This window comes from Streptomyces mexicanus, assembly GCF_902506575.1.
GTDB lineage: Bacteria > Actinomycetota > Actinomycetes > Streptomycetales > Streptomycetaceae > Streptomyces > Streptomyces mexicanus.
The window spans coordinates 4115982-4138148 of record NZ_LR732544.1 but is presented as its reverse complement, the minus strand read 5'-3'; the positions used below and the strand labels follow the sequence as shown (position 1 = coordinate 4138148).

The window sequence follows — 22167 nt, the reverse complement described above, 5'->3', positions numbered from 1 at the left end:
GGGCGGGGGGGGGGGGGGGGGGGCGGGGGGGGGGGGGCGGGGGGGGGGGGGGGGGGGGGGGGGGGGGGGGGGGGGGGCGGGGGGGGGCGGGGGGGGGGGGGGGGGGGGGGGGGGGGGGGGGGGGGGGGGCGGGGGGGGGGGGGGGGCGGGGGGGGGGGGGGGGGGGGGACGGGGGGGGGGGGGGGGGCGGGGGGGGGGGGGGGGGGCGGGCCCCCGCCGGGAGGTGCCGTCGCGGACGGCCCCGCGCTTACTTGATCTTCGTGCCGGCCGAGCGCAGGTGGCCGCAGGCCTCCACCACGCGCTGGGCCATGGACGCCTCGGCGAGCTTGCCCCAGGTGCGCGGGTCGTAGGCCTTCTTGGAGCCGACCTCGCCGTCGACCTTCAGCACGCCGTCGTAGTTCTTGAACATGTGGTCGACGACGGGACGCGTGAAGGCGTACTGGGTGTCCGTGTCGATGTTCATCTTCACCACGCCGTTCTCCAGCGCGGTGCGGATCTCCTCCTCCGTGGAGCCGGAGCCGCCGTGGAAGACGAAGTCGAACGGCTTGCTGTCGGCCGGGCGGCCGTACTTCGCCGCCACGCCCTCGTTCAGCTCCTTCAGCAGCTCGGGGCGGAGCACGACGTTGCCCGGCTTGTACACGCCGTGGACGTTGCCGAAGGAGGCCGCCAGCAGGTAGCGGCCCTTGTCGCCCAGGCCGAGGGCCTCGGCGGTGCGGATCGCGTCGTCGACCGTGGTGTACAGCTTGTCGTTGATCTCGTGGGAGACGCCGTCCTCCTCGCCGCCGGTCGGGGTGATCTCGACCTCGAGGATGATCCGGGCGGCGGAGGTGCGGGCCAGCAGCTCCTGGGCGATCTCCAGGTTGTCGGCCAGGGTCTCCGCCGAGCCGTCCCACATGTGGGACTGGAACAGCGGGTTGCGGCCGGCCTTCACGCGCTCCTCGGAGATGGCCAGCAGCGGGCGGACGTACCCGTCGAGCTTGTCCTTCGGGCAGTGGTCGGTGTGCAGCGCGATGTTGACCGGGTACTTCTCGGCGAGGACGTGCGCGTACTCGGCGAGGGCCACGGCGCCGGTGACCATGTCCTTGCTGTACTGGCCGCCGAGGAACTCGGCACCACCGGTGGAGATCTGGACGATGCCGTCGCTCTCCGCCTCCGCGAAGCCGCGCAGGGCCGCGTTCAGGGTCTGCGACGACGTCACGTTGATGGCCGGGTAGGCGAACTTGCCTGCCTTCGCCCGGTCGAGCATCTCGTTGTAGACCTCGGGGGTTGCGATGGGCATCTGTCCGCTCCTTGTATGTGCGGGGTGCGTTCTGCGTGCTTTACGGCCCTGACCTAGGGAGTGACGTCATCGTCGGCCCCATCTTCGCAGAAGATCCCGGATGCTTCGGACACCTCGTCCAGCCTGTGGATAAGTGGGTCGCGACGGCCGGGTCCCGCGGCCCTGCCGTCCCCGCACGGCCGGCCTCGGACCGGCCCAGGACCGGTCTCCGGACGGCCGGCTCAGTCCAGCCCCAGGTCGTCCTTGGAGTACGCGAAGACGTACGGCACGCCGGCGCCCTCGCGGATCTTCTCCGCGGCGCCCGTGGCCCGGTCGACGATCGTCGCCACCGCGACCACCTCGGCGCCCGCCTCGCGCACCGCCTCCACCGCCGTGAGCGGGGAGCCGCCGGTGGTGGAGGTGTCCTCGACGACCAGGACCCGGCGGCCCTTGATGTCCGGGCCCTCCACACGGCGCTGCAGCCCGTGCGCCTTGGCCGCCTTGCGCACCACGAAGGCGTCCAGCTTCCGTCCGCGCGCGGCGGCCGCGTGCAGCATCGACGCGGCGACCGGGTCGGCGCCCATGGTCAGCCCGCCGACCGCGTCGTAGTCGAAGTCCGCGGTCAGGTCGAGCAGCACCTGGCCGACCAGCGGGGCCGCCTCGCCGTCGAGGGTGATGCGGCGCAGGTCCACGTAGTAGTCGGCCTCCAGACCCGACGACAGGGTCACCTTGCCGTGCACCACGGCCTTGTCCTTGATCTGCTGCAGCAGCTCGCCGCGAACGTCGCTCATGCCAGCCAGCTTAAACAGCGCGCCAGGTCCAGGTCGTCGTGGCCTCCAGCGGCTCCAGCAGCGTGACGAGGTGCGGGTGGGTGTTCAGGCCGTCGGGCGGGCCGGTCTGCGGCTCCACGCACACCGCGGCCTCCTGCTCGTCGTAGACGACGACCCATTTCTCGGGGCTGGTCACCCTCAGTTCCAGCTGCCCGGGCCAGGTGAGCGTGACGTCGACGCCGTCGGGCATGCCGAAGCAGTCGTCCCAGGGGCCGGGCCGCGGGTCGATGCGCCGGCCGGTGGGCAGGTGGTCCGCGCCGCGCTCCTCCTGCCACGCCGGCTGGAAGTCCAGGCGCACGTCCTCACGGCCGAGGGAGCGGTTGAACCACGGGTGCCAGCCGATCTGCGCCGGGAAGGAGGACTCCTGCGGCTCCACGGACATGGTCAGCGTCAGGGAGTCCTCGGCCAGGGTGACCACCTGGGTGATCCGGCCGGGGTAGGGCCAGGGGTCGACGAGGTCGTAGGTGATCACCGCTTCGTTCTGCGAGACCCGGGCGGTGTCCCAGGCGCCGTCGCGGGCGGTGCCGTGGATGGCGTGCGGCGGGGAGTTGAGCGGCATCTGGTGGACGGTGGCGCCGTCGCGGAACCGGCCGTCGCGGATCCGGCCGCACCAGGGGACCATCGGGAAGCAGCCGTACCGCTCGCCCTGGCGCAGCAGTTCCAGGCCGCCCACCCGGAGCCCGGCGATGCGGCCCCCGTTGCCGGGCCGTACGGTCGCCTCCGCGTCGCCCGCGGTCAGCGTGATGTCTTCGTTGCTCACGCGACGAGGCTACTGGGCCGGTCGCGGCGCGGGCCGCGCGCCGGGGCCGGGTGCCGTCACCGGCGGCGCCGGATGGCCCGGGTGACGACGATCGCCGAGGCCACGACCAGTGCGGCGGCGGGCGCCGCCCAGCGCAGGGTGGAGTTCGCGGAGACGGTCAGCGGCGCGGGCACGGGCGCGTAGCGGCCGCGCGGCGGGGCGTGGTCCACCTCCTCCGCGCTGCGTCCGATCATCGTCCGCCGGGCGTGCGCCGCCTCGGCGGGCGGCTCCGCGGACCGGTCCCCGGCGTCCCCGGTGTCCCCGGCGTCTTCGGTCGCGCCCTCGGCCTCGTCGTCGGCCTCGTCGTCGGCGAGCGGATCGAGGGAGGGCGGCGGGACCTCGGTGTCGAAGACGGAGACGTGCTCGGGGGGTTCGGCCGGACGGGGCTCGGCGGAACGGGGCTCGGCGGGACGCGGCTCGGCGGTCTCCTCGGGCGACTCGGGCTTGGCGGACCGCAGTTCAGAGGTCCCCGGCTCAACTGCCCCAGCAGCCTCAGCGGCCCCGCCCGGTTCTGCCGCCCCCGCCGCCTCGGCGGTCCGGTCCGGTCGGGGCTCGGTGGTGTCGCCCGGCGGCGGGACGGGGGCGTCGTCCGCGTCCGGGCCGGCCTCGAAGTCGCCCGTCGACAGCGGGGCGAAGTCCTCGGTGGCCAGGGACTCCGCGGTCTCGCCGTCGTCCTCGGGTCCGGCCGTCCCCGTGCCGAGGTGTTCCGCGAAACGGTCCAGCAGCCGCAGCGCGGCGGCCCGTACGACGTCGGGGTCCAGCTCGGTGATCCGGCCGCCCGCCGAGACGGTGCCGTCGAAGGCGAGGGTGGAGCCGTCGTCGGTGTCACGGGCGCTCAGCGTGAGCGCGAGCTTCACCTCGCCGCTGCCGCGCGCCTCCGTCGCCTCGCCCTCGGCGAGGCAGCTGCCGTCGTCGCGCACCGACAGGCGCAGGGTGCCGCGGTAGGTGACGGAGTGGCTGCCGACGCGCAGCTTCAGGCGTCCCGTGCCGGGCTCGGCGCCGGCCTCCTGCTGGAAGCCGGGGACCGCCCGGGTGACCTGCGCGGGGTCGGCGAGCGCCGCCCGCAGCCGCCGGGCCGGGACCGGAACGAACACCTCGTGCTCCATGTCAGCCGAGACTACCCAGTGGCGGCCCCGATTACCCTCCCTCGGCCGAGGTCGGCCGAGGTCAGTCGTCGCCGCCCGGCCGCACCAGCCCGGTCTCGTAGGCCATTACCACCGCCTGGGCCCGGCTGGCCAGGCTGAGTTTGGTCATCGTGCGGTTGAGGTGGGTCTTGACCGTGGCCTCGCTGATGAAGAGGCGGTCGGCGGCCTCGGCGTTGGTCAGGCCGCGCGCGACCAGTTTGAGGACCTCGATCTCCCGGGAGGTCAGGGCGCCCAGTCCGGCCGGGGAGGCGGTACGGGCCGAGGAGCCGTCCGCGCGCTGGGTGAACGCCTCCACCAGCCGCCGGGTGACGCCCGGCGCGAACAGGGAGTCACCGCCGTGCACGGCGGTCACCGCCGCGAGCAGCCGTTCGGGCCCCGCGTCCTTCAGCAGGAACCCGGACGCGCCCGCCCGCAGCGCGCCGTACACGTACTCGTCCAGGTCGAAGGTGGTCAGGATCAGCACGCGCGGCGCCGGGTCGCTCGCCTCGGCCAGGATCCGCCGGGTCGCCTCGATGCCGGTCATGCCGGGCATGCGGATGTCCATCAGGACGACGTCCGGCCGGCTCTTCGCGGCCAGCGCCACCGCCTCGGTGCCGTCCGCCGCCTCGCCGACGACCTCCATGCCCTCAGCGGCGCGCAGCAGCGCGACCAGTCCGCTGCGCACGAGGAACTGGTCGTCGACCACCAGCACTCTGATCATTCCGTGACGGCGTCTTCCCGGCGTGCGGCCTGTCCCGCCGTCGGCAGGGTCAGATGCACGCCGAATCCCCCCTCGCGCCGCGGGCCGACGACGATCGTCCCGCCGTAGAGCTTGGCGCGCTCGCGCATCCCGATCAAGCCATGGCCACCGGGCTTCGGCATTCTGTCCGGATCCACCTCCTTTCCGCGCTCCCCGGCACCTCCGTCGTCGGTGACCGACGCCTCTATCTCGCCCGCGCGGTAGACCAGGCGCACGGTGGCGTGTGCGCCGGGCGCGTGCTTCAGCACATTGGTCAGGGCCTCCTGGACGACCCGGTAGACGCACAGCTGCACGCCGGAGGGCAGCGGCCGCGGCTCGCCGCGCACCGTCAGGTCGACCGGGACACCGCCCGCGCGGACCCGCTCGACCATCTCCTCCAGCCGGTCCAGGCCGGGCGCCGGCTCCAGAACGGCGCCGCCCTCGCCGGCCGCGCCCCGCGCACCGTCCGGGCCGCCCCGGTCCGGGCCGCCGTCGGCGCCGGCCACCCCGTCCGCGCGCAGCAGGCCGAGCATGCGCCGCAGTTCGGCCAGCGCCTCGCCGCTGGTGGTGCCGATGGTGGTGAGCGCCTCGCGCGCGGTGCGGGGGTCGGAGTCGAAGACGAACCGGGCGAGGCCCGCCTGGACGTTGATCACCGCCATGTGGTGGGCGACCACGTCGTGCAGTTCACGGGCGATGCGGACCCGTTCCTCGGCGACCTCGCGCCGCGCCCGCTCGGCCTGCTCGGCGCGCAGCCGCTCGGTCAGCTCGGCGGTCCGCCGGGCGGCGTACCCGAACCGCCAGATCACCAGCGGGTAGCCGATCGCCTGGCCCACCACCGACGGCATCGCGTCGGAGTCGCTGTGCACGCCGGCGTAGATCCACACCCCGCCCAGCAGGGCGGCGCACACGGCGGTGATCCGGGTGGGGCGGGCGGCGGCCACGGTGTAGAGGGCGACCATGGCGGCGGGCGAGTTCACCACCGGCCAGTGGCCGAGCCAGACGTAGAGGGTCCAGCACCCGTGGACGAAGAGGAACACCCCGACGGGGGCCCGGCCGCGCAGGACGAGGGGCAGGTTCGTCAGGGCGACGAGCGTCCAGCCGAACGCGTCGAGCGGAGGCCATCCCTGGGTCGCGGCCTCGGCGCCGAGCAGGCACGCGACGGTGGTCGGAGCCAGGGCCGTCAGGCCGTCGACCGCAAGGGGGTGGATCCGCATCGCCGCAGCGTAAACCCGGTGCGCGCACAGCGGCGTCCACCTTCTGCGGTACCGCGGAAGGTGGAGTCCTCCCGCGGGCCTACCGCCTGGGTGCACAAGGAGATCCACCCGGTGACGGATTCCGCCGCCGCGTCCTCGCCCGTACGTTGGACACGACGGCGGCACGGGGGACGAACGTGGTCCGCCGGACGGGGAAGCACGGGGGACGTACGGGGGTCACACAGTGCTTCTCACACGTGCGCTTGTGTTTTTTTTGTTGCAGCGACCGCGCCCCGCCGGGCACCCCCAGGAGGGGCCTCGCGGGCGGCTCCGGGTGTTTAAAAGACCCCCCGCCCCCCCCCGCCGGCCGCTCTTGGACAGCCGGACCTTCCTCCTGCGGTTCCGGCCGCGCGCCGAGGCCGCGACGACCAGTACCACGATCACCGCCACGACGATGCCCACCACCATGGCGTCACGCTCCCTTCCGTTCCCCCCGGGAACGCCCCCCGTGGGCGCCTTATCCGGTGCGTGGTGCGGACATGCCCGGCCGCGCCACCGGTCAAAGCGCACTTGAGGAAGTCCAGAGCTTGGGCGCAGGATGACCGGCATGACCTCCAGCGCACGCCCGTTCCTGAACCGCCGGCTCGCCGAGTTCGGGACGACGATCTTCGCCGAGATGTCCGCCCTGGCCGCGCGGACCGGATCGATCAATCTGGGGCAGGGGTTCCCGGACACCGACGGCCCGGAGGAGATCCGGGAGGCGGCCGTGCGGGCGCTGCGCGACGGGCGCGGCAACCAGTACCCGCCGGGGCCCGGCGTGCCGGAGCTGCGCACGGCCGTCGCGGCCCACCAGCAGCGGCACTACGGCCTGACGTACGACCCGGACACCGAGGTGCTGGTCACCGCGGGCGCCACCGAGGCGATCGCGGCCTCGCTGCTGGCCCTGGTCGAGCCCGGGGACGAGGTGGTCGCCCTGGAGCCGTACTACGACTCCTACGCGGCCTGCATCGCGATGGCGGGCGGGCGGCGGGTGCCGGTGACGCTCCGCCCGCACGGCGGCGCGTTCCGGCTCGACCTCGACGAGCTGCGCGCGGCGGTCACCGACCGCACCCGGCTGCTGCTGATCAACACCCCGCACAACCCGACCGGGACGGTCCTCACCCGCGAGGAGCTGACGGCCGTCGCCGAGCTGGCCGTCGAGCGGGACCTGCTGGTGGTCACCGACGAGGTGTACGAGCACCTGGTGTTCGACGACGCCGCGCACGTGCCGCTCGCCACGCTGCCCGGCATGCGCGAGCGGACCGTGACCATCAGCTCCAGCGGGAAGACGTTCTCGTTCACGGGCTGGAAAGTCGGCTGGGTGACCGCGGCGCCCGCTCTGGTCGCGGCGGTCAGGTCGGCGAAGCAGTTCCTGACGTACGTCTCGGCCGGGCCCTTCCAGTACGCGGTCGCCGAGGCGCTGAACCTGCCCGACTCCTACTTCACGGCGCTGCGCGAGGACCTGCGGGCCAAGCGGGACCTGCTGGCGGCGGGGCTGACGGAGGCGGGCTTCGAGGTGTTCCGGCCGGCCGGCACGTACTTCGTCACCACCGACATCCGCCCGCTCGGCGAGAGCGACGGCTTCGCCTTCTGCCGGTCGCTGCCGGAGCGGGCCGGCGTGGTGGCCATCCCCAACGCCGTCTTCTACGACCACCGCGAGGAGGGCGCGCCGTTCGTGCGGTTCGCGTTCTGCAAGCAGCCGGAGACGCTGCGCGAGGCCGGCAAGAGGCTGGCGGGCCTCCGAAAGGACTGACGCGTACCGCAACCGTCGTCGTACGGCGACAGCCCGGCCCGGCACGCGGCCGCGGTGGCCGGTGTGCCCTGGCCGGGCTGTCGCTCGGGGCTGCCTGCCGGGCGCCGTCACGCGCCCACGGGTGAGGCGGCGGGGTCACTCCTCGCCGTCGTCCTCCGGCCGGTCGGCGTCGTTGATCTCCTCCTCCAGGCCCAGCTGCTCGATGAGCCACCGGTCGAACTCGATGGCGGCGCGCACCCAGCTCACGGTCGAGGAGACGAAGTGCTCGATGCTCACGCCCATGCCGATCAGCATCTGCGCCTCGCCGATGAGGCGGACGGTGCCGTCGTCGTGGGTGTGGGTGTACACCTTGGGCCACAGGGTGCGGCGGTTCCAGTCGTCGATGGACTCCAGCAGCTGCGGCTTCTCGTCGATCTTGTGCGGCCGGTCGTAGAACGTGCGCACGGAGAAGACCTGCTGGTCCGCCTCGCCGCGGAACATGAAGTACGTGCGGAACTGCTCCCACGGCGCGACGAGGTCACCCTCCTCGTCGACGAGGTGCTTGAGCTCCATCTGGTCCAGGAGCTGCTTCACGAGATCCTGATCCGGGACGACGGGGCCCGCCGGTCCTTGGGGCTGCGGCTCGGGCTGGCCCCCGAAGTTCGGAATCGAGGACGGGTCGATGCTCACCGTGTTTTTCCCTTCGTACGGATCCCGCCATCCTCCCCCATGCGGGGAGGGGCGTGGCAAGCCCGCCGGGCGCTTGTCAGCCCTGGGCTGACATGATCCGGCCGACGGGTGGACGTCGGGCGGGTGGAGGTGGCGGCCATGGTCCGGACGCGGCCCGGAAGGGCGCAGCGGCCCGGCTTCGGCGGGGTGCCGCGGGGCCGGACCAGGGGGTGGCCGGTCGCGGCGGTCGCGGTGGTGCCGGACCTGGCCCTGCTCCCTTTCCTCGCCGCCTTCCGGGCATGGCCTTCTCCGGCTCCGAGTACCCACTCGGTGATGGGCCCAAGGCGGTCTCCTGCCCACAGGCGCCGGCCTTCGGCGGGATCTGTGTCCGGAACCGATCCACTTGCAGGGCCGGCCCGGAAGGGTCGGCGCGGACGCCGTACAGGTGAGCGTGACGTACGGGGACTTTGGCGCCTCCCTTTCCGGGTTCGCGGCGTTCACGCGCTGAGCACGGGGCCCGCCACCCGACTGCCGGGTGACGGGCCGCGTGCGCGCGGTGGGCGCGTGGACGGTGGGCGCGGTGGGCGCGGTGGGCGCGACAGCGTCTTGCCCGTGGCCGGGCCCACCAGCAGGCCCTCGCCGAAGCGGTCGACGCGGACCGTGTCGCCGTCCTTGATCTCGCCGGCCAGGATCTCCTTGGCGAGGCGGTCGCCGATGGCGGTCTGCACCAGCCGGCGCAGCGGACGCGCGCCGTAGGCCGGGTCCATGCCCTCGTCGGCGAGCCAGGCCAGCGCCTCGGGCGTGACGTCCAGGGTCAGGCGGCGCTCCGACAGGCGCTTGGCCAGCCGCTCGATCTGCAGCTTCGCGATCCGGCTCAGCTCCTCCTTGGTCAGCGCGGAGAACACCACCAGGTCGTCCAGCCGGTTGAGGAACTCCGGCTTGAACGAGGCGCGGACCACCTCCAGCACCTGCTCCTTCTTCTCCGCCTCACTGGTGATCGGGTCGATCAGGAACTGGCTGCCCAGGTTGGAGGTGAGGATCAGGATGGTGTTGCGGAAGTCGACCGTGCGGCCCTGCCCGTCGGTCAGGCGGCCGTCGTCCAGCACCTGAAGCAGGATGTCGAAGACCTCCGGGTGGGCCTTCTCCACCTCGTCCAGCAGCACCACGCTGTACGGGCGGCGGCGCACCGCCTCCGTGAGCTGGCCGCCCTCCTCGTAGCCGACGTAGCCGGGCGGGGCGCCGACCAGCCGGGCCACGCTGTGCTTCTCGCTGTACTCCGACATGTCGATGCGGACCATGGCCCGCTCGTCGTCGAAGAGGAAGTCGGCGAGCGCCTTGGCCAGTTCGGTCTTGCCGACACCGGTCGGGCCGAGGAAGAGGAACGAGCCCGTGGGCCGGTCGGGGTCGGAGATGCCCGCACGGCTGCGGCGCACCGCGTCGGAGACCGCGCGCACGGCCTCGCCCTGCCCGATCAGCCGCTTGCCGATCTCGTCCTCCATGCGCAGCAGCTTCTGCGTCTCGCCCTCCAGCAGGCGGCCGGCCGGGATGCCGGTCCAGGAGGCGACGACGTCGGCGATGTCGTCCGGGCCGACCTCCTCCTTGACCATGGTGTCCTTGGCGGCCTCCTCCTCGGCGCGCGAGGCGGCCTCCAGCTCCTTCTCCAGGGTCGGGATCTCCCCGTACAGCAGCTTGGAGGCGGTGTCGAAGTCGCCGTCGCGCTGGGCGCGCTCGGCCTGCCCGCGCAGGTCGTCCAGCTTCTCCTTCAGCTCACCGACCCGGTTGAGGGACTGCTTCTCCTTCTCCCAGCGGGCGGTCAGGCCGCGCAGCTCCTCCTCCTTGTCGGCGAGGTCGCGGCGCAGCTTCTCCAGCCGTTCGCGCGAGGCGGCGTCGGTCTCCTTGTCCAGGGCCAGCTCCTCCATGCGCAGCCGGTCCACGGCGCGCTGGAGCTCGTCGATCTCGACGGGCGAGGAGTCGATCTCCATGCGCAGCCGGGAGGCGGCCTCGTCGACCAGGTCGATCGCCTTGTCCGGCAGGAAGCGGGAGGTGATGTAGCGGTCGGACAGGGTCGCGGCGGCCACCAGCGCGGAGTCGTTGATCTGCACCTTGTGGTGGGCCTCGTAGCGGCCCTTGAGCCCGCGCAGGATCGCGATGGAGTCCTCCACGCTGGGCTCGGCGACCAGCACCTGCTGGAAGCGCCGCTCGAGCGCCGGGTCCTTCTCGATCCGTTCCCGGTACTCGTCCAGCGTGGTGGCGCCGACCATGCGCAGCTCGCCGCGGGCCAGCATCGGCTTGAGCATGTTGCCGGCGTCCATGGCGGAGTCGCCGCCTGCGCCCGTGCCGACGACGGTGTGCAGCTCGTCGATGAAGGTGATGATCCGGCCGTCGGAGTCCTTGATCTCCGCCAGGACGGTCTTCAGCCGCTCCTCGAACTCGCCGCGGTACTTCGCGCCCGCGACCATCGCCCCGAGGTCGAGCGCCACCAGCCGCTTGTCCTTCAGCGACTCGGGCACGTCGCCCTTGACGATCCGCTGGGCGAGCCCCTCGACGACGGCGGTCTTGCCGACGCCGGGCTCACCGATGAGGACCGGGTTGTTCTTGGTGCGGCGCGAGAGCACCTGCACGACGCGGCGGATCTCCTGGTCCCGGCCGATGACCGGGTCCAGCCTGCCCTCCCGCGCCGCGGCGGTGAAGTCGGTGCCGAACTTCTCCAGGGCCTTGTACTGGCCCTCGGGGTCGGGTGTGGTCACCCGGCGCCCTCCCCTCGCCTTCTGGAACGCTTCCTGCAGCTTCTTCGCACTGGCCCCCTGCCGCTCGAGCACCTCCCCGGCCGCGCCGCCCTTGGCTGCGATGCCGATGAGCAGGTGTTCGGTGGACAGGTACTCGTCGCCCAGCTCCTTGGCCCGGCTCTGCGCGTCCGCGATCACCGCCAGCAGCTCGCGGTTGGGCTGCGGCGGGGCGACGGTGGAACCGGTCACGCTGGGCAGCGACGCCAGCACCCGCTCGGCACCGGCACGGACGGACGCCTGGTCGGCGTCGACGGCCGACAACAGGTCGATGATGTTCTCGTTGTCCTGGCCCTCGAGCAGCGCGAGGAGCAGGTGGGCGGGGGTCAGGTCCGGGTGTCCCCCGGTCACGGCCCGGTTGCCGGCCGCCTGGATGGCGTCCCGGCTCCTGTTGGTCAGCTCGGCGTCCACGGTCGCTTCTCTCCTCCTTGGCGTCAGCGGTCTGCCACGTCTCCCAGTGCTGACTCAGTCAACGTACACAAAGTTGAGTCTATTCCACTCAAGGTCGCTCCGGGAGGCCCACCGGCGGCCGACTTTCGGGACCGGCCCTCTCCCGTGTTCCCTGCGCCCGGTGACATCGGGACCCGCGGTCGGCATCGGACCCACCGGATCGCCAGGAGGGCCGCAGGACGCACAGAAGCCCTGGGCGCACGAAGGCCCAGGGCGCGACCGGAGGAGGGGTCCCGGACCTCGGGCGAGCACGGCGGGCGGCCAGGTGGCACAGCCTTTTTCGGCCATGCCCCGGATGCACCGATGTCCCCAGATGTCCGGGCAAACGACAGCGGCGTCACCGTGTTCAGGTCACGGTGACGCCGCTGCGGGGGGAAGCACCTGCGCGATCTTTTACGACGGGGGAATCGCGTCAGGCACTGCGGGGGGTGGCTGAGATGGTGCGTGGACCGGCGGGCTCCTGCGCCACCTGGCGGTGGTCCCGTTGGTCCAGATTCACGAAGATCATTCCATAGCGGATGGCACACCGCACGGGCTGCGGCGCGCCCCGAGGCCGCCGCAGGCACCGAAAGGCCCGTACGTCTCCGTCCTCGTCCCGCGTGACGACGACCGGCTCACCGAAGACGGTCACCATCAGCGAGTCACCGCTGTGGGGGATGGCGGTGACCAGGTCGATGAAGTGCCAGCCGGAACGGTAGGCGGTGGCCATCTCACGGCGGAAGGAGCGGTCGTCGGGTGGTGTGGTCACGTCAGCTCCCGGCACCGTCGGCCGTGTATCCCGACGTGGTGTCGGTGGACCCGCTCTGCACGGGCGCCGTCGGCCACTGCGTATTGCCCTGCGGCGCCGTCGGCCACTGCGTGTTGCTCTGCGTCGCCGCACTCGGCCACTGGGTGTTGCTCTGCGCCGCCACCGCCGGCCACTGAGTGTTGGCTCGAACCTCACTCTTCGACCCGGAGAAGCCACCCAGCGCGCCGAGAGCCACGACGGCGGAGAAGGCAGCGACAAGCACCGAGCGAAGCATTCTGTTACGCATAGTCGGCTTCGTCCTCACTTGAAGGTCCCCTTTCCCCCGTCGAGTACGACGATGGCTTATTCGGGCACGTCATGGCCACACAATGGATGCATCATGTTCCTGCATGTTCAGGACCCTGGGGGGTGGAGATTTGGTGGCGAATCGGAACAAGGAGACCCATTCCCACCCGCTGACCGAGCTGTGCCCCGAAGGCGGGGAGCTGTACGCCAGGGCCCTGCGGACGGGGCGCATCTCCCGGGCGGACGTGGAAGCGGCCCCCTGCCTGCTGGAGTTCGCCCTGCTCCACCCGGACCCCGACGACGCCACCTGGCTGCGTCCCCTGCCCCCGACGGTGGCCCTGGCCCAGCGACTGCAGCCGATCGAGCGGGAGATAACCGAACGCCGGCGGATGTCCATCGAACTCGCCGACGTCTTCGAGCCGTTCATGGCGCTGAACACCCAACCACCGGCGTCGAGCGACTCCATCATGGTGCTGGAGGGCGGCGACCGTATCAATGCCGCCCTCAACCTGGCCACCGCACAGTGCCGGTCGGAGCTGATGACGGTCCAGCCCAGCGACCGGATCTCCGAGCACAGCCTGCTGCAGGCGCTCGAACGGGACCGGCCGCTCGTCGAGCGCGGCGTACGGGTCCGCAGCCTGTACCAGCACACGGCCAGGCACAACCCGGAGAAGCTGGCCTACGTGGAGCAGCTGTCCGACGGCAAGGTGGAATACCGGACGATCGACGAACTCGTCGAGCGCCTGATCATCTGCGACGCCACGGTCGCCTTCATCCCCGCCCGCGACGACCAGCAGGTCGCCCTGGAGCTGCGCCACCCCGGACTCGTCCGCTACCTGGTCAAGGTCTTCGAGTTCCTGTGGGACCGCGCGGTGCCGCTGAGCACCGGCACCCCCTACGGGGCCGCACCCGACGGCATCACGGACATCCAGCACTCCATCGCCAAGCTGCTGGTCGAGGGCCACGTCGACGAGGCGATAGCCCGCCGCCTGGGGATGAACGTCCGCACCTGCCGGGCCCACATCGCCAAACTGGCCTCCGCCCTGGGCAGCGGCAGCCGCGCCCAGCTCGGCTACCTCATCGCGCAGTCAGGCATCCTGAACCAAGAGCCTTGAGCGACATCGCCGACACCGCGGAGGAGGGCCGCAGGTGAGTCCCGCACCGCATCCGGAGCACGGGCCCGAGGCCCTGTGCACGACGGCAACCGCGCTGTACGAACGAGCCCTGCGGGAGGGATGGCTGCCCGCCGCGGTGACCGACGAGGCCCCCTGCCTGGTCGAGTGCGGCCTGCTGCACCCGGACGCCGACACCCCCGACCGGATGCGGCCGGTCCCCGCGGCCACCGCCCTGCACCGGATGCTGCGGGCCTCGGCCGAGCGCGTCGCGGCCGAACGGCGGCGCGAGGCCCGTCTGGCCGAGAGCTTCGCGCCCCTGCTGCGGCTCGACGCCCCGCACCCGCAGGCACCGGAGACCACCGCGGTCCGGCTGATCAGCGGCATCGACCGGATCAACGAGGCCATCACCGCGACGATGGCCGAGGCCAGCCGTGAACTGCTGTGCATCCAGCCGTCGTTCCGGCGCACCAGCAAGGAGCGCGCCGAGACCGCGACGGCCATCTCCCTCGCCCGCGACCAGGCACTGCTCGACCGCGGCGCCCGCATCCGCACCCTCTACCAGCACACGCACCGCCATCTGCCGCTCACCCTCGCCCGCTACGAACGGCTCACGGGCGACGTGGAGGCCCGCACGCTCGACGAGGTCACCGACCGCCTCATCATCGTCGACCGCTCCGTGGCCTACCTCCCCGCCGACGCGGAGGGCACCCTCGCCCTGGAAGTGGCGCACCCCGCGCTCGTCTCCTACTTCGTCACCACCTTCGAGCGGTTCTGGCGGCTCGCCACGCCGATGTACCCCACCGCCGCCCCGCAGCCCTCGCCGGGCGGCATCACCGCCCGCCAGCGGGCCATAGCGGGCCTGCTCGTCGAGGGACACACCGACACCGTCATCGCCGAGCGCCTCGGCATGAACGTCCGCACCGCCCGGGAGCACATCGCCAAGCTCGCCGCCGCCCTGGGCAGCACGAGCCGCGCGCAGCTCGGTTATCTCATCGGGCGATCCGGGATTCTGGAGCACCGGGAACACTGAGCGGGGCCTTCACGGCCGGGCCCTGCCGCGGCTGGTCCAGGCCCGCCTGGGCGATGCGGACGCCCAGTTGGGTGCGGCTGGCCGCGCCCAGCGTCTCCGACAGGCGGGCGATGTGCGCGCGGCAGGTGCGCACGCTGATGCCCAGCCGTTCGGCGATCACCGCGTCCTGGTGGCCCTCGGCCAGCAGCGCGGCGATGGACTGCTCGCGGTGGGAGATGCCCTCGATGCCGGTGTCGGGCAGCGGGGCGGTGAGCGGGATCGCCAGCCGCCACAGCCGTTCGAAGACCGTCACCAGGTACTCCACCAGCGCCGGGTGGCGCAGTTCCAGGGCCATGGTGCGGTCGGCGTTGGCGGGGATGAACGCGACCGTGCGGTCGAACAGGATCAGCCGGTCGATCACCTCGTCCAGGGTGCGTGCCTCGACCGCGTCGCCCATCAGCTCCAGGTAGTTCAGCAGGCCCTGCCCGTGCCGGGCGACGTGCGTGTACAGGTCGCGCATGCGCACGCCCCGGCCGCGCAGCGCCAGCGCCCGGTGCAGGCCCTCCGACAGCTCGTGCTCGCGGCGGATGCCGCCGGGCTGGACGGTCAGCACCTCCGTGCGGCACTCCTGGGTCGCCTCGTCCATGGCGGCCTGGATGCGGGACAGGCCGTCCAGGACGCGGATCGCGGTGCCCTCACCGGCGGCCGGGGACCGCCTGAGCTGCCGGCCCAGGCCCGCGTACCGCTCGAACGCCGCCACCGCCGAGCCCACCCGCCGGTGGCTCTGGCTGACCTCGTCGTACATCGACCGCAGCAGCCGCGTCATGACCTCCTGGGGCGCGGTGGGCACCAGGAAGTCCATGTCGTCGGGGTCCGGGTGCAGCAGGGCCAGTTCGAGCAGGCACGGCACCGGCTCGGCGTCCCGGCGTGGCACCCGGCCGCGCCGTACGGCCCGGGAGTACACGCGGTCCCCCGCCTCGCACAGTCGGTCGGCCCCGTGCGGATGCTCCTGAGTCCCGCGCCCGGTCATGGCCCATCTCACCCCCGGTTTCCGCGTAGTTCCGCAGCGCAACTATGCGCGGCCCGGACCGGCTGTGCAACACGCCTCCTCGGCGGGCTCGGTCCGGGAAGGACCGGTATCACCCGGTGTGTACGGGACGTCGGGCGGCGCGCCGCGGCACGTCCGCGGGCCGGGCGAACCCGGCCCGCGCGGAGGTGTCAAGGGCTACTTCAGGCCGATGGCCGCGCAGTCCGCCTTGTACGCGGCCGTGCAGATGTCGGAGACCTTGTAGATGCCGTCGGCGATGACGGTGTCCTTGATGGTGTCCTTGGTCAGCGCGACGACGGAGACCAGCTGCGCGGGGATGTTCTTCTGCGTCGGGCTGTCGACCTTGTCCCGGGCCAGCGAGTCGAACTCGATGTCCTTGCCCTGGACCCGGGCCACGGCCATCTGCGCGGCGTTCTCCGCCTCCGTCGGGTAGGACTTGTACACGCTCATGTACTGCTCGCCGGCCACGATCCGCTGCACCGCGTCCAGGTCGGCGTCCTGACCGGTGACGGGCGGCAGCTTGGTGACGCCGGCGTCCTTCAGGGCCTTGATGATGCCGCCCGCCATGCCGTCGTTGGCGGAGTAGACGCCGTCGATGCCGCTCGCGCCCAGGGCCTTGATGGCCTCGGCCATGTTCGCCCGGGCGTTCTCCGGCTTCCAGTCCTTGGTGTCGTAGGACCGGGCGATCGTCACCTTGCCGTTCAGCTGGGACAGGGCGCCGTCCTTGAACTGCTCGGCGTTGGGGTCGGTCGGCGAGCCGTTCATCATGACGATCTTGGCGGAGCCGCGGCCGGAGGAGCCGAGCGCCTCCAGCAGCGTGCGGCCCTGCACCTCGCCGACCAGTTCGTTGTCGAACGAGATGTAGGCGTCGATGGGGCCCTCGGCCAGCCGGTCGTAGGCGATGACCGGGATGCCCGCGTCCTTGGCCTTCTTCACCTCGCCGGCGATGGCGTGCGAGTCGACGGCGTCGAGCAGGATGACGTCGACCTTGTCGTCGATCATCTTCTGCATCTGGCTCGCCTGCTTGGCCGCGCTCGATCCGGCGTTGGCGTACTCCACCACGCCCTGCTTGCGCGTGAGGTCGGCCACCTTGTCCTTGATGATCGGGTAGTCGAACTTCTCGTAGCGCTTGTTCTCCGTCTCCGGCAGCAGCAGTCCGACCTTCACGTCGTCGCCCTTCGTCGGGCCGGCGCCGGCGCTGCTGCCCGACCCGCCGAGCGCCCCGCAGCCGGCGAGCGTGAGGGGCAGCGTGGACGCGGCCACGGTCAGGGCGATACGACGCATCGAGGTGCTCACTTCTGGTGCCTTCCGGACGAGGGCGCAGCATTGCGGCCAGACGACTGAAAAGCCAACGCGGAGCCCACCACCGGCGTCAAGCGGAACCACTTAACGAGATGACAACACCACGCTCCGCTGAGCCTGTGAAGACCTTGCGGAATGTTGCGGAACCCTCTCCAAACACCCGTTACGGACTCCTCACTCGGCGGCGCTCGCGTGACCGGCACCGACCGGGCCGGCCGCGCGACGGAACGAGGAGGAACGCGCGGGGCGGCGGACGACGGTGCGCGTGCGGCGGCCCGCGACGGAACGCGAAGAGGGGCCCGGAAGACGTCCTGGACGTCTTCCGGGCCCCTCTTCCCGCCGCGTGCGCGGCCGTCAGTCCGCCTGCTGCCGCTTCGGGCGCCACACCACCAGCGCGCTGGTCTGCTGCACCTCCTGGTACGGAACCAGATCCCGGCGGTAGGAGGCGTGGACGGCCGCCTCCCGCTGGCGCATCGCGGCCGCCGCGCCCTCCAGGGCCGCCTCCAGCTCCGCGACCCGGGACTGGAGGGCTGCGACCTGGTTCTCCAGTTCGATGATGCGCTTGATGCCGGCCAGGTTGATGCCCTCGTCCTGCGACAACTGCTGCACCTGGCGGAGCAGTTCGATGTCGCGGGCCGAGTAGCGGCGGCCCCGTCCGGCGGTGCGGTCGGGAGAGACCAGGCCCAGCCTGTCGTACTGACGGAGCGTCTGCGGGTGCAGTCCGGACAGCTGCGCGGCCACGGAGATGACGTACACCGGTGTGTCTTCCGTCAGTTCGTACGGGTTGCGGCGGCGGCCGTCCATCTCACTCATGCTCCCTTCGCGGCCTCGAACAGCTCCGCCCGCGGGTCCTCGCCCGCGGTCGCCTCGCGATACGCCTCCAGTGCGTCACGAGCCTTCCCCGTGACGTCCTTGGGGACACTCACCTCGACGGTGACCAGCAGGTCGCCGCGGGTGCCGTCCTTACGGACCGCGCCCTTGCCCCGGGCGCGCATCGTACGGCCGTTCGGCGTGCCCGGAGGCAGCTTCAGCGTCACCGGCGGGCCGCCGAGCGTGGGCACCCGCACCTCGCCGCCGAGCGCGGCCTCCGCGAAGGTGACCGGCACGGTGACGGTGAGGTTGTCGCCCTTGCGCCCGAAGACCGGGTGCTCGCCGACGTGCACGACCACGTACAGGTCGCCCGCCGGTCCGCCCCGCTCGCCCGGGGCGCCCTTGCCGCGCAGCCGGATGCGCTGCCCGTCGTGCACCCCGGCGGGAATGCGCACCTGCATCGTCCGGGAGGACTTGGCACGGCCGGAGCCCTTGCAGACCTCGCACGGGTTCTCCGCGATCAGTCCGCGGCCCTTGCAGTCCGGGCACGGGTCGGTCAGCGAGAACCCGCCGCCGGAGCCGCGCGCCACCTGCCCGGTGCCGACGCAGGTCGGGCACACCCGCGGCGTGCCGTTCTTGTCGCCGGTGCCCGAGCACGCCTTGCACGGCGCTTGCGAGGACATCCGCAGCGGCACCGTGGCCCCTTCGATGGCCTCCGTGAAGCTCAGCGTGACCTCGGACTCGATGTCCTGGCCGCGCCGGGGCTGGGTGCGCGTGCCGGCGCCCCCTCGGTTGAACAGGCCCCCGAAGACGTCACCGAGTCCGCCGCCGAAGCCGCCCCCGCCCTGGGCACCTCCGAAGAGGTCGCCCAGGTCGAAGTTGAAGGAGCCGCCGCCCGGCCCGGGGCGGAAGCCGCCGTTGCCGAACAGGGCGCGGGCCTCGTCGTACTCCTTGCGCTTCTTGGGGTCGCCGAGGACGTCGTTCGCCTCGGAGATCTCCTTGAAGCGCTCCTCGGCCTTGGCGTTGCCCTTGTTGGCGTCCGGGTGGAACTCGCGGGCGAGCTTCCGGTACGCCTTCTTGATCTCGGCCTCGGTGGCGTCCTTGGGGACGCCGAGGACCTTGTAGTAGTCCTTCTCGATGAAGTCCTTGGTGCTCATCCCCGACGTCCCTCCTCTCCAGCGTCGTCGGTTATCGCGTCAGCCCTCCTCGGGGCCACCGTTGTCCTTGTCCTTGCCCTTGCCCTTGCCCTGCCCGTCGGCCTCGTCCTTGGCGGACTCCTCGGCCGGCTTGACCGTCTGGGCGCCCGGCTGAGGCTCGGCCACGGCCACCCGCGCGGGGCGGATGGTGCGCTCGCCGATGCGGTACCCCGGCTGCAGAATCGCCACGCACGTCGTCTCGGTGACGTCCGGCGCGTAGGAGTGCATCAGCGCCTCGTGGACGGTCGGGTCGAAGGGCTCGCCCTCCTTGCCGAACTGCTGCAGCCCCATCTTGGCCGCAACGGTCTCCAGCGACTCGGCGACGGACTTGAACCCGCCCACCAGTTCGCCGTGTTCCCGCGCGCGGCCGATGTCGTCGAGCACGGGCAGCAGCTCGGTCAGGAGGTTCGCCACGGCGATCTCCTTGACCGTGGCCCGGTCGCGCTCGACCCGGCGGCGGTAGTTCTGGTACTCGGCCTGCAGCCGCTGCAGATCCGCGGTGCGCTCGCTGAGCGCCGCGCGCGCCTGGTCCAGCTGCGCGGTCAGACCGGCCGTGTCAGCCGCGTCCCCGGCCGGGGCCGCCCCCTTGTCCTGCTCGGGGGCGGCCTGCGGCTCGGCGTCGTCGGAGGCGGCGCCGGAGGGGACGTCGGGCTGCTGCGGCTGAGCCTGCGGCTGCTGCTCGTCGAAGCCCGGGGTCTCCTCCGTCACGCGGCACCGTCCTTGCGCTCGTCGTCGACGATCTCGGCGTCCACCACGTCGTCGTCGGCCTTGGCCTCACCGGCACCGGCCGAGGCGCCACCGGCGGCGGCCTGACCGGCCTGGGCGTCGGCGTACATCGCCTGGCCGAGCTTCTGGGAGACGGCGGCGACCTTCTCCGTGGCGGTGCGGATCTCGGCGGTGTCCTCGCCCTTGAGCTTCTCCTTCAGCTCGCTGACGGCGGACTCCACCTCGGTCTTGATCTCCGCGGGGACCTTGTCCTCGTTGTCCTTGAGGAACTTCTCCGTCTGGTAGACCAGCTGCTCGCCCTGGTTGCGGGTCTCGGCGGCCTCGCGGCGCTTGTGGTCCTCCTCCGCGTAGCGCTCGGCCTCCTCGCGCATGCGGTCGACCTCTTCCTTCGGGAGCGAGGAGCCGCCGGTGACGGTCATCTTCTGCTCCTTGCCGGTGCCGAGGTCCTTCGCCGTGACGTGCATGATGCCGTTGGCGTCGATGTCGAAGGAGACCTCGATCTGCGGGACGCCGCGCGGGGCGGGCGGCAGACCGGTCAGCTCGAACATGCCGAGCTTCTTGTTGTACGCCGCGATCTCGCGCTCGCCCTGGTAGACCTGGATCTGCACCGACGGCTGGTTGTCCTCGGCCGTGGTGAAGATCTCCGAGCGCTTGGTCGGGATCGTGGTGTTGCGCTCGATCAGCTTGGTCATGATGCCGCCCTTGGTCTCGATACCGAGGGACAGCGGGGTGACGTCGAGCAGCAGGACGTCCTTGACCTCGCCCTTGAGGACACCGGCCTGGAGCGAGGCGCCGATGGCGACGACCTCGTCCGGGTTGACGCCCTTGTTGGCCTCCTTGCCGCCGGTCAGTTCCTTGACCAGCTCGGCGACGGCCGGCATACGGGTGGAGCCACCGACGAGCACGACGTGGTCGATGTCGTTGATGGAGATGCCCGCGTCCTTGATGACGTTGTGGAACGGCGTCTTGCAGCGCTCCAGCAGGTCCGCGGTCAGCTGCTGGAACTGGGCGCGGGTGAGCTTCTCGTCCAGGTGCAGCGGGCCCTCGGCGGAGGCCGTGATGTAGGGCAGGTTGATCGAGGTCTCGGTGGACGAGGACAGCTCGATCTTGGCCTTCTCGGCGGCCTCACGCAGGCGCTGGAGGGCCATCTTGTCCTTGGACAGGTCCACGCCGTGGCCGGACTGGAACTGCTTGACCAGGTAGTCGACGATGCGCTGGTCCCAGTCGTCACCACCGAGGTGGTTGTCACCGTTGGTGGCCTTCACCTCGACCACGCCGTCGCCGATCTCCAGCAAGGAGACGTCGAAGGTGCCGCCACCGAGGTCGAAGACCAGGATGGTCTGGTCGTCCTTCTCCAGGCCGTAGGCCAGGGCGGCCGCGGTCGGCTCGTTGACGATGCGCAGCACGTTCAGACCGGCGATCTCACCGGCCTCCTTGGTGGCCTGGCGCTCGGCGTCGTTGAAGTACGCCGGGACGGTGATGACCGCGTCGGTCACCTTCTCGCCCAGGTAGGCCTCGGCGTCCCGCTTCAGCTTCTGCAGCACGAAGGCGCTGATCTGCTGCGGGTTGAAGGACTTGTCGTCGATGCTGATCTTCCAGTCGGTGCCCATGTGGCGCTTGACCGACCGGATGGTCCTGTCGACGTTGGTGACGGCCTGGCGCTTGGCCACCTCACCGACCAGCACCTCGCCGTTCTTGGCGAAGGCGACGACGGACGGCGTGGTCCTGGCGCCCTCGGCGTTGGTGATGACGGTGGGCTCGCCGCCCTCAAGAACGCTGACGACGGAGTTAGTCGTGCCCAGGTCGATGCCGACCGCACGTGCCATGGTGAATTCCTCCAGCTGACTTGAGTGGAACGGACTCAAGTGTGCCCGACGGCCACGGCTGGGTCAACAGACCTGAGCCAACCCGGCTCAACTCTTATCCACCCCTTACACGCAACAGCTCGCTGAGCTGGGGAAACGGGCGACCGGCGGAGGCAGAGCACCCGGATGTCCAGGGTGCCGGGACGGCCCGTCGGACGCCAGGAGACGGGGGTCGCGGGGGCGACGGGAGGAGCCGAGGTCCAGGGAGCGGCAGGAGACCGAGGCCATAAGCGCGCAGGAGGCCGAGGCCCGGGGAGCAGTAGGAGACCCCCCGGGCCCTGGAGGGGCAGGAGGCCGAGGCCCGGGGAGCGGCAGGAGACCCGGGCCATGGGCGTGCAGGAGGCCGAGGCTGGGCCCAGAGAGCCCAGGGAACAGCAGGAGGCCGAAGTCATGGGCGCCCAGGAGGCCGAGGTCATGTGGACGACAGGAGGTCGAAGGGGTCGGGGT

The 22167-nt window shown here is 71.8% G+C and carries 17 protein-coding genes and 1 pseudogene; 3 read left to right on the top strand and 15 right to left on the bottom strand.

Going from position 1 to position 22167, the window contains the following annotated elements; genetic code table 11:
* Positions 1-247: 247 nt before the first annotated feature.
* From fbaA to GV126_RS18485, 6 genes are all read right to left on the bottom strand, one after another.
* Positions 248-1279, bottom strand: a complete 1032-nt coding sequence (gene fbaA, locus GV126_RS18510) for a class II fructose-bisphosphate aldolase (RefSeq protein WP_159668091.1) — start codon at positions 1277-1279, stop codon at positions 248-250.
* 221 nt (positions 1280-1500) lie between these two features.
* The gene (gene pyrE, locus GV126_RS18505; RefSeq protein ID WP_159668088.1) at positions 1501-2049 is read right to left on the bottom strand and encodes an orotate phosphoribosyltransferase; all 549 of its coding nucleotides are present in this window, start codon (positions 2047-2049) and stop codon (positions 1501-1503) included.
* A gap of 10 nt (positions 2050-2059) precedes the next feature.
* Positions 2060-2848 (bottom strand): aldose epimerase family protein, encoded by a 789-nt coding sequence (locus GV126_RS18500; protein ID WP_159668085.1) that lies wholly within the window; start codon positions 2846-2848, stop codon positions 2060-2062.
* Between the two features lie 56 nt (positions 2849-2904).
* Complete coding sequence (locus GV126_RS18495; protein ID WP_159668082.1) at positions 2905-3993, bottom strand: SRPBCC domain-containing protein; 1089 nt, start codon at positions 3991-3993, stop codon at positions 2905-2907.
* Positions 3994-4054: 61 nt separating this feature from the next.
* The gene (locus tag GV126_RS18490; protein WP_159668079.1) at positions 4055-4732 is read right to left on the bottom strand and encodes a response regulator transcription factor; all 678 of its coding nucleotides are present in this window, start codon (positions 4730-4732) and stop codon (positions 4055-4057) included.
* Complete coding sequence (locus tag GV126_RS18485) at positions 4729-5964, bottom strand: sensor histidine kinase (RefSeq protein ID WP_159668076.1); 1236 nt, start codon at positions 5962-5964, stop codon at positions 4729-4731. Before GV126_RS18485 ends, GV126_RS18490 begins: the two co-directional genes overlap by 4 nt.
* Positions 5965-6541: 577 nt before the next feature.
* On the opposite strand from GV126_RS18485, the gene GV126_RS18480 reads away from it, so the two are divergent.
* Positions 6542-7735, top strand: coding sequence for a pyridoxal phosphate-dependent aminotransferase (locus GV126_RS18480; RefSeq protein ID WP_159668073.1), 1194 nt, complete (start codon positions 6542-6544; stop codon positions 7733-7735).
* A gap of 135 nt (positions 7736-7870) precedes the next feature.
* Here GV126_RS18480 and GV126_RS18475 read toward each other — a convergent pair whose 3' ends face one another.
* The 3 genes and pseudogenes from GV126_RS18475 to GV126_RS18465 all read right to left on the bottom strand — a co-directional run bounded on the left by GV126_RS18475 (position 7871) and on the right by GV126_RS18465 (position 12364).
* Positions 7871-8404: a YbjN domain-containing protein gene (locus tag GV126_RS18475; RefSeq protein ID WP_028421113.1), complete on the bottom strand. Its 534-nt coding sequence runs from the start codon at positions 8402-8404 to the stop codon at positions 7871-7873.
* A gap of 578 nt (positions 8405-8982) precedes the next feature.
* A pseudogene (clpB, locus tag GV126_RS18470) lies at positions 8983-11577 on the bottom strand (ATP-dependent chaperone ClpB); the annotation flags it as partial.
* Positions 11578-12028: 451 nt separating this feature from the next.
* Positions 12029-12364: a Rieske (2Fe-2S) protein gene (locus GV126_RS18465; protein WP_159668070.1), complete on the bottom strand. Its 336-nt coding sequence runs from the start codon at positions 12362-12364 to the stop codon at positions 12029-12031.
* A gap of 389 nt (positions 12365-12753) precedes the next feature.
* Here GV126_RS18465 and GV126_RS18455 point away from each other — a divergent pair, with 389 nt between their 5' ends.
* Together GV126_RS18455 and GV126_RS18450 are read left to right on the top strand one after the other, a co-directional pair.
* Positions 12754-13764 (top strand): helix-turn-helix domain-containing protein, encoded by a 1011-nt coding sequence (locus tag GV126_RS18455; RefSeq protein ID WP_159668064.1) that lies wholly within the window; start codon positions 12754-12756, stop codon positions 13762-13764.
* Between the two features lie 34 nt (positions 13765-13798).
* The gene (locus GV126_RS18450) at positions 13799-14794 is read left to right on the top strand and encodes a helix-turn-helix transcriptional regulator (protein ID WP_159668061.1); all 996 of its coding nucleotides are present in this window, start codon (positions 13799-13801) and stop codon (positions 14792-14794) included.
* On the opposite strand, the gene GV126_RS18445 is transcribed toward GV126_RS18450, so the two are convergent.
* The 6 genes from GV126_RS18445 to dnaK form a co-directional block, all read right to left on the bottom strand.
* Entirely contained in the window at positions 14754-15803 is a 1050-nt protein-coding gene (locus tag GV126_RS18445; protein ID WP_159668058.1) for a helix-turn-helix transcriptional regulator, read from the bottom strand. The two genes, GV126_RS18450 and GV126_RS18445, sit on opposite strands and share 41 nt — an antisense overlap.
* A gap of 195 nt (positions 15804-15998) precedes the next feature.
* Positions 15999-17105 (bottom strand): sugar ABC transporter substrate-binding protein, encoded by a 1107-nt coding sequence (locus tag GV126_RS18440; RefSeq protein ID WP_159673875.1) that lies wholly within the window; start codon positions 17103-17105, stop codon positions 15999-16001.
* A 372-nt stretch (positions 17106-17477) separates the two neighbouring features.
* Positions 17478-17927: a heat shock protein transcriptional repressor HspR gene (locus tag GV126_RS18435; RefSeq protein WP_159673873.1), complete on the bottom strand. Its 450-nt coding sequence runs from the start codon at positions 17925-17927 to the stop codon at positions 17478-17480.
* Between the two features lie 5 nt (positions 17928-17932).
* Positions 17933-19090 (bottom strand): molecular chaperone DnaJ, encoded by a 1158-nt coding sequence (dnaJ, locus tag GV126_RS18430; protein WP_159668055.1) that lies wholly within the window; start codon positions 19088-19090, stop codon positions 17933-17935.
* A gap of 39 nt (positions 19091-19129) precedes the next feature.
* Positions 19130-19837 carry a nucleotide exchange factor GrpE gene (gene grpE, locus GV126_RS18425; protein WP_159668053.1) on the bottom strand — a complete coding sequence of 236 codons (708 nt, stop codon included), beginning with the start codon at positions 19835-19837 and terminating at the stop codon, positions 19130-19132.
* Entirely contained in the window at positions 19834-21681 is a 1848-nt protein-coding gene (dnaK, locus tag GV126_RS18420; RefSeq protein WP_159668050.1) for a molecular chaperone DnaK, read from the bottom strand. Before dnaK ends, grpE begins: the two co-directional genes overlap by 4 nt.
* Between the last annotated feature and the right edge of the window lie 486 nt (positions 21682-22167).